General features: G+C 61.2%; 9 protein-coding genes and 1 pseudogene. 7 read left to right on the top strand and 3 right to left on the bottom strand.

The window, feature by feature from the left end:
• Positions 1-69: 69 nt before the first annotated feature.
• Positions 70-1,326 carry an IS21 family transposase gene (gene istA, locus DDA93_RS15595; RefSeq protein ID WP_024475913.1) on the top strand — a complete coding sequence of 419 codons (1,257 nt, stop codon included), beginning with the start codon at positions 70-72 and terminating at the stop codon, positions 1,324-1,326.
• The gene (gene istB / locus DDA93_RS15600) at positions 1,323-2,081 is read left to right on the top strand and encodes an IS21-like element helper ATPase IstB (RefSeq protein WP_024475912.1); all 759 of its coding nucleotides are present in this window, start codon (positions 1,323-1,325) and stop codon (positions 2,079-2,081) included. Before istA ends, istB begins: the two co-directional genes overlap by 4 nt.
• Positions 2,082-2,140: 59 nt before the next feature.
• Here istB and DDA93_RS17155 read toward each other — a convergent pair whose 3' ends face one another.
• Positions 2,141-2,212, bottom strand: a complete 72-nt coding sequence (locus DDA93_RS17155; RefSeq protein WP_084442810.1) for a DUF305 domain-containing protein — start codon at positions 2,210-2,212, stop codon at positions 2,141-2,143.
• 159 nt (positions 2,213-2,371) lie between these two features.
• Positions 2,372-2,791 carry a Fur family transcriptional regulator gene (locus DDA93_RS15610; protein ID WP_024475911.1) on the bottom strand — a complete coding sequence of 140 codons (420 nt, stop codon included), beginning with the start codon at positions 2,789-2,791 and terminating at the stop codon, positions 2,372-2,374.
• Between the two features lie 64 nt (positions 2,792-2,855).
• Between DDA93_RS15610 and DDA93_RS15615 the strand changes: the two genes are divergently transcribed.
• From DDA93_RS15615 to DDA93_RS15625, 3 genes are read left to right on the top strand one after another with little or no spacing between them, the layout of a single operon-like run.
• Positions 2,856-3,881: a metal ABC transporter substrate-binding protein gene (locus DDA93_RS15615; protein ID WP_024475910.1), complete on the top strand. Its 1,026-nt coding sequence runs from the start codon at positions 2,856-2,858 to the stop codon at positions 3,879-3,881.
• 3 nt (positions 3,882-3,884) lie between these two features.
• Positions 3,885-4,613: an ABC transporter ATP-binding protein gene (locus DDA93_RS15620; RefSeq protein WP_024475909.1), complete on the top strand. Its 729-nt coding sequence runs from the start codon at positions 3,885-3,887 to the stop codon at positions 4,611-4,613.
• 4 nt (positions 4,614-4,617) lie between these two features.
• Entirely contained in the window at positions 4,618-5,430 is an 813-nt protein-coding gene (locus DDA93_RS15625) for a metal ABC transporter permease (RefSeq protein WP_024475908.1), read from the top strand.
• A gap of 81 nt (positions 5,431-5,511) precedes the next feature.
• On the opposite strand, the pseudogene DDA93_RS15630 reads toward DDA93_RS15625, so the two are convergent.
• Positions 5,512-5,613 (bottom strand): annotated as a pseudogene (locus DDA93_RS15630) (CsbD family protein); the annotation flags it as partial.
• Between the two features lie 148 nt (positions 5,614-5,761).
• Between DDA93_RS15630 and DDA93_RS15635 the strand changes: the two are divergent.
• A complete protein-coding gene (locus tag DDA93_RS15635; RefSeq protein WP_019483763.1) occupies positions 5,762-6,820 on the top strand; it encodes a GTP-binding protein in 1,059 nt (352 codons plus the stop codon).
• A 21-nt stretch (positions 6,821-6,841) separates the two neighbouring features.
• Positions 6,842-6,964, top strand: a complete 123-nt coding sequence (gene ykgO / locus DDA93_RS15640) for a type B 50S ribosomal protein L36 (RefSeq protein WP_083850955.1) — start codon at positions 6,842-6,844, stop codon at positions 6,962-6,964.
• The last annotated feature ends 653 nt before the right edge of the window (positions 6,965-7,617 follow it).

Genomic DNA, 7,617 nt, shown 5'->3' on the forward strand with positions numbered 1-7,617 from the left:
TTGTTAACGCCGGCCGAAAGTAGGGCCAGGAACGCCAAATGAAAATAGGGCCACCGACCATGATGGAAGGTGATCAATTTGGATGATTGGGCGAAGATACGCCACCTGTTTTCGACGGGTCAGCACTCGAAGCGTGAGATCGGCAGGATCGTGGGGGTTTCCCGCGGAACAGTGGATCGGGCGTTGGCATCGGATCGGGTGCCGAAGTATCAGCGGGCGTCTGGGGCATCGAGTTTCGACGCGTTCGCTCCGAGTGTGCGCGAGTTGTTGGTGAAAACCCCGACAATGCCTGCAGCGACACTGGCGGAGCGGGTGGGCTGGTCTGGATCGGCGTCACTGTTCCGGGCGAAGGTCGCCGTGATCCGGCCCGAGTACGCGCCGCCGGACCCGGTGGACCGGCTGGTCCACGTGCCGGGCTTCCAGATCCAATGCGATTTGTGGTTCCCGCATGAGCCGTTGCCCGTAGGCGAGGGCCAACACGATACGCCGCCGGTGCTGGTGATGACGTCGGCGTTCTCGGGATTCATCCAGGCCCGGATGCTGCCCTCCCGCACGACCCCTGATCTACTGGGTGGAATGTGGGCCCTGATCCAGGACGCGCAAGCGGTCCCGGCGCGCCTGTTGTGGGACAACGAATCCGGTATCGGCCGTCGCCAGCCCACGGAGCCAGTGGCCGCGTTCGCCGGATCGCTGGGTTTGGAAGTTCGATTACTTCCACCGCGGGATCCGGAGTCCAAGGGCATGGTGGAGCGGATGAACAGGTTCTTCCGGCAACGCTTCATGCCGGGCCGGAACTTCGCCTCACCAGCGGATTTCAACAACCAGTTAGATGAGTGGTTACCGACGGCTAATCACCGGTATTCACGTTCCCGCCACGGACGCCCCGATGAGCTGATCATCCTGGACCGCCAGAAGATGCGCCCGTTACCGCCGGTGACCCCGGGCACGGTGTTCGCCAATACGGTCCGCCTGCCACGGGATTATGACGTACGGGTGTTCTCCAACGACTACTCCGTTGATCCCTCGTTCATCGGGCGGATCGTTGATGTCACCGCCGATCTGGACACGGTCACGGTCACCCACGACGGCGTCACTATCGCTTCGCATGCCCGGGTGTGGGCCCGGCACCTGGTGATCACCGACCCAGCCCACGTGGCCCGGGCGGCGGTGATGCGCCGGGACTTCCACGCCCAACGAGCCCACCGACCCGACATGGTGGAAGCAAGGGTGGTGGAGTCCGTGCAGGTCCGCGATCTCGGCGTCTATGACGAGATCTTCGGCACCACCCACGACCAGCAGCCAGCACTGGCAGAGGTGGCCTCATGACCGGCACGCCAGCCCAGATCGAGTACTACGCCCGGGCGTTGCGCGCCCCACGGATCAGCGACGGGTTCCGCCGACTCGGGGACCAAGCCAGGGACGCAGGATGGTCTCACGAGGAATACCTCGCCGCGGTCCTCTCCCGTGAAGTCTCCGAACGCGAAGCGTCCGGGGCGGCGACCCGGATCAAAGCCGCGAGGTTCCCCGCGCATAAAAGCCTCGAGGAGTTCAACTTCGATCACCAGCCCTCCGCGGACCGGAACCTGATCGCGCACCTGGGCACCGGGGTGTTCCTCTCCGAGGCTAAGAACGTGGTCCTGCTCGGCCCGCCGGGGACCGGGAAAACCCACCTCGCAGTCGGTATCGGGATCAAAGCAGCCAAAGCAGGGCATCGGGTTCTCTTCGATTCCGCGACGGGCTGGGTCGCCCGGCTCCAGGAAGCTCATTCCCGCGGGAAACTACCCCAGGAACTGGCCAGGCTACGCCGCTACAGCCTCCTGATCATCGACGAGGTAGGTTACATCCCGTTCGATCAGGACGCAGCGAACCTGTTCTTCCAACTCGTTTCCAGCCGCTACGAACACGCCTCCCTGATTCTGACCTCGAACCTGCCCTTCGCCCGCTGGGGTGATGTTTTCGGGGACCTGACCATCGCCTCAGCCATGATCGACCGGATCGTTCACCACGCCGACGTCATCAGCCTCAAAGGCAACAGCTACCGGCTCACGAAACACCAGCCAACAACCAGTACGGCACAATAGAACGAACAACCAGTGGCCCTGTTTTCAATTGGCACTAATGGCCCTGTTTTGGGTTGGCGTTAACACGGGTCAATCGAGCGATCCCAAGCGATCATGGACATTTCCACCGCCTGGGTGTGGTGTACCTGCATATCTCTGGAGAAACCGGCGTCCACGCCAGCCCCGTCGGGTGTTTGCGTGGTCCGGCCTTCCGTTAGGCCGCTCCCGTCTCGAAACTGCCGCGGACATTGCACACAGCGTGTTTCCCGCTCGAGGTCAGGCTCGAGACCGGGCGAATGATGTGCTCGTGTCTACCCGAACTTGGCGCATTCCTGACAGGTACCGAATATCTCTAAGGTGTGGTGTGGCTCGGTGAATCCGTGCTGGTTTGCGGTTCTCTCTACCCACTTCTCGAGTGCTTCATCAGCAATCTCGGTCGCCTGTCCGCATTGGCGGCAAACGAGGTGGTGGTGGTGACCCAGAGTGCATCGGCGGTACAGTGCCTCACCGCACGAGGGGTGCAGAACGTCCACTTCGTTCGCTGCTGAGAGGGCCTGAAGTGCCCGGTACACCGTGGATAGGGCCATAGGATGACCGGCGTCGCTGGCCAACTTCTGTAAGTCGCGGGCGCTGTGGAACGTACTGGCGTTGGTGAGGGCATCGATGATGGCCGAACGTCGCCGCGTCGCCCTCGACCCGGCTAAAGGCAGACGCTCAGCTTCCGGTGCCATTGATAATCAATATCATTAAGATTAGTTCTGATCATAAACCCAACCTGTAGGAGATGAATCCGCTATGCGCCGTCTTATCCCAAGTTTCGCCGTTCTGACCTTGGCCATTGCCGGTTGCGGGGTAGGAGAAGATGCAGGCACTGCCGGGGAAAGCAGTGAAGGGCAGCTGAGAGCTGTAGCGGCCGTGTACCCGCTGGCGTGGATGGCCGAGGAGATCGCACCTGACGTGGAGATTGAGTTCCTCGGTTCAGGCAGTGCTGAGGCACACGAACTCGAACTCACCCCCGGTCAGCGTGAAGCCCTGGAAACATCGGATGTCGTGCTGTACATGGGTGATATTGGGTACCAGTCCCAGGTTGAAGACGCAGCCGGCGCGGCCGGGGGAGAGATTGTCGACGTCAGTGAAGTCGCTGGCGAAGACCGGATGTTAGCGGCTTCGGAGGACGCCCACGCGCACGCCGAAGAAGAAGGCGGGCACTCTGAAGAGGAGGAAGAACACGCCGAGGGCGAGGAAGAGCACGCTGAAGAAGGTGGACACGCTGAGGAAGAAAGCACCGAGGGTGCACTGGATCCACACGTGTGGTTCGATGCCTCGATCATGGCCGAAGTTGCCCTCCGCACGGGTGAGGCATTCGCCGCCGCCGACCCGGACAATGCCGAGACCTACACAGGAAACGCTGAGCGGGTCAGTGAAGAGCTCATGGCATCACACGGAGAAATCGAGCAACTGCTGAGCCAGGCTTGCCAGTTTGAGGAAGCCATCGTCAGCCACGCCGCGTACGGCTACCTGCTCGAGCCCTTCGGGTACACCCAGCACGCGGTGGTCGGTGTCACCTCGGGTGAGGCGGGCGCTTCCGGCGGTGAGCTCGCTGAAATCGTCGCTGAGATCGAGGAAGAAGGGTTCGAGTACGTGCTCGCTGAGCCCGTCGAGGGCCGCGCTGACGCTGAAGCCGTCGTAGGGGAAACCGGAACGGAAATGCTCGACATCTTCCCCCTCGACGTTGTCAGCGAAGAGCAAATGGAACAGGGGTACCCGGCACTGCTCCAGGAGCAGGCCGAAGCCTTCTCCACCGCACTGAACTGCACCTAATCCGTGCCCGATCACGCACAAACGGCTGTTCTTGAGTTCGACCGCGTCAGCTACGGCTACGGCCGCGTACCCGTCCTGACAGACGTTTCGCTGCGCCTTGAAGCCGGAGCCTTCACCGCGGTTGTCGGCCCCAACGGGGCCGGCAAAACCACGTTGGTGCGGCTCGCTTTAGGGCTGGTTCGCCCCACGGATGGATCCATCCGGTTATTCGGCACTGACACTGCACGTTTCCGCCAATGGTCATGGGTCGGATATGTACCGCAGCGGGCCGAGACCTCCTCAGTGCTGCCTATCAGCGTCAACGAAGTAGTGCGCAGCGGGCTCGCTGGCAGGTTACGACCCCTGCAGCGCATTTCCGCAGTTCAACATGAACGCATCGAGCACGTCCTTGACGTGATGGGTCTGCAAGCAGTGCGCCGGCACCGGATCACTGAGCTTTCCGGTGGACAGCAACAGCGGGCGCTGGTTGCCCGCGCCCTTGTCACCACCCCCCGCTTGCTGTTCCTGGATGAACCCACCACCGGGGTGGACACGGAAGCAAAGGCTGCCTTACGGGCTTCTTTGGAGCACTTGGTGCACGTCGAGGGGATCGCCGTGGTCTACATCAGCCACGACCCGGCAGGCTTTACCGGATTAGCGCATCGCGTTCTGGAAGTCCGGGACGGCAACGTTCTACCCTTACCCGATGTAACGACGTCGGTAACCGCTCCGACAGTCCGAACGGACGGTTAAGGGAATGCTGGAACTGGAGTTCATGCAGCGCGCCCTGATTGCCTGCACCGTCATCGGGGCAGCTGCCCCGCTCGTCGGAGGATTCATCGTCCAGAGACGTCAATCCCTCATCGGCGACGGCATGGGCCACATGGCCTTCGCCGGAGTCGGGCTGGCCCTGCTCACCGGGCTACACCCGATCATCGGGGCGCTCGGGCTGACCGTCCTGGCTGCAGTGGCGTTAGTGCGCATGTCCAGCCGACGCGGCGGCGCGGACCTGTCCCTAGCCCTGCTCTTCTACGGAGGGATCTCTGCCGGTTTCCTATTCGCGGCCCGCGCCGGCGGTGGGCAAACCGCAGTGGTCGGGCTCCTCTTCGGGAGTCCCTTGAACCTGCAATGGTGGGAAGTCGCAGCGATCACCGTACTCGCCGGTCTCGTCCTGTTAATCACAGCCGTGGTGTACAGGCAATTGGTTGCCGTGGCTTTTGACGAAGCCTCAGCCAGAGTAGCCGGAATACCGACACAAGCCCTGACTCTCATCCTGACGCTAATGGTGGCGCTCATCGTCGTCGCTGGAATGACCACCATCGGGCTGCTGCTGATTTCAGCGATGATGGTCGTCCCCGTGGCCGCCGCCGCGCAAATCGCGACCAGCTACCGGGCGACACTAGCTATTGGCTCCGGCATCGGTGCACTCAGCGCGATCCTCGGTCTCGCAGCTTCTTACTACGGTGACTTCGCGCCGGGAGCAGCCATCGTGGTAATCGCCATCTTCTGCTACCTGATTGCCGCCTCATTCGCGACAGTGGCCAGCTGGCATAACCGACGCCGCCATTAGGTAGAGAAGGACAAGTTCGAACAAACGAGAACGGGAGGGCACGAAGACCCGTCGTGTCCACCGCTCTGATGATGCGTCGGCTTACTTGAAGGCGTCCTGGATGTTCTCGCCAGCGTTCTTCAGGTCAGCTTTCGACTGGTCTTTCTGGCCTTCAGCTTTCAGGCTCTCGTTACCGGTCGCCTCGTTCCTTACCTTCATATGGTTCACCAGCGGGTTGCCGGATACATTCTGAGCCTAACCCCGAGGTTGGGATGACGTAATAGCCCGTTATTGGCGTTGCAGATCGAAGACCCCGATTGGTATTTGAGAATGGTTCTCATATAATGGGGTGATGCATCTTATTATTCTCACGTCCCTTGACGTGCTGAGCCGGAATACTGCCGCTTCGTTGTTGGCGGATAGGTTTCCGCGTGTGCCGGTAGTTTTGCATGATTTGTTGGACGGTGGTGTGGTGATGCGCCGGGTTCATGCCGACGATCGACTTATCGAGCGTGAGTCGACGGTTTTGGAGCATGGTTGCCTGAGTTGCACTGTCCGGTTTGATCTCGCGCCGGCTCTCTTGCGGTTAGCGGCCGCGGGGGAGGCCCGGGCGATTGTTGGGCTTCCGCCGGGCACAACAGCCGAAAACGCTATCGATGGTTTACGTGCCGTTGCCCCAGGAGCGTTCACCGTGGACACGGTGGCTCTGGCTGCGCGGCCGGAGGATGTAGAGGACCAGTTGTGGGACCACCACACTTTATTCGGGTCTGGTTATACGGCAGTGCCGGAGGATTCACGAACTCCGGGCGAATTCCTTGTGGGAGAGCTGCTTTTCGCGGATACGATCCTCACCACCAGCAGCGACCTGTTGCCCGACGACGCAGCCTTATCGGCTCGTGGACTGCATCTTCTCCACGAGCTCGCACCGCATGCCCACATAGTGCCCAGCGCTGGGCTGGACGTCGCGAAACTGGGTTCACACAGTACCGAACAAGCACGAAACCGGAATCTGCCCGGGGTGGTCATCACACCGACTTCGTCATCTGAGCCGTTCCGCACTGTCGAGCATCGAGTCAGCCGCCCGCTGCATCCAGGGCGGTTCCAAACTGCTCTGGGCGCTATCTCTGTGGGGTGTTGCTTTGTCCGCGGCAGCGTCTGGATCGCTGGAATGTTGGACTCACGTGTAGCTGTGCACGGGGTCGGCCCGCGCGTCTCTGTGGAGGACAGGGGGCCGTGGGGTGCGTATCTCTTGCAAGGGGAGGGATGCCGTGGCACTCATTTGGCTCTCACTGGTGATGATCTCGACGACGATGACATTGCTGGTCTACTCGATGCCTGCGCCCTCACCGATGAGGAATTGCAGTCCGCGCGCATCGGCTTCCCTGTCCCGTTTCCCTCAGAACAGCACTAAGAACACCTATCAAGGAGCATCATGAAAGTACGTAACTCATTGCGGTCCCTGAAGAAGATTCCCGGCGCCCAGGTGGTGCGTCGTCGAGGAAAGACCTTCGTCATCAACAAGAAAAACCCTCGAATGAAAGCCCGTCAAGGGTAAGGGCGGTCACGATGAGGCGAAAAGCACGCAATCAGTCCAATCCAGGTCCAGTGCTTATGTCGAGCCTCACATCGGGTGAAGACCAAGGCGATGAAGCAGTGAATGGGTCTGCTGGTGTTGTTGTTGCTATGTGCTCCGGTCACCGGTGTGCTGCGCTGACCCGGTCCCGGGGGGATGGTGGGTTGTCAGGCGCGGTGTCGCGGTCCCCGGGTGGGGTTCTGATCTCAGCGCCGTGCTTGCAGCAGTGCGCTCAAGGCGCTGTAGCCGCTGTTGCAATCCGCAAAGGAAAAACAGGGGTTACCGGCCGATCCGCCTGGCTGGGTGGCCTCGATGGTGAAGGACGCCTACAGGACCTTGGCCGCTGGGTCGAGCACTGGCGCCCCGACACGAAGGAAACGAACACGCTGCCCGCGAACCTTCACGACGCTCTCATCGGGTTGGGGCCGCCCATCAACCTGACACCCACAAAGGCATAGCTGACCCGAACTGGTTATTCACCGGACTAACCGGTAATCCCACCGGAGCGCCTCACTGCGCAACCCTCGCCGTAGCCTCTGTCGTTCTGCTTAAGATAGTCAGCATCGACTCCACTGTGGTGGATCGATGCTGACTAAAAGTGAACGTGAAGACCTAGTGTTCGTCGTAGTGGTCCT

This window comes from Arthrobacter sp. Bz4 (assembly GCF_003075455.1).
Taxonomy (GTDB): Bacteria; Actinomycetota; Actinomycetes; order Actinomycetales; family Micrococcaceae; genus Arthrobacter_D.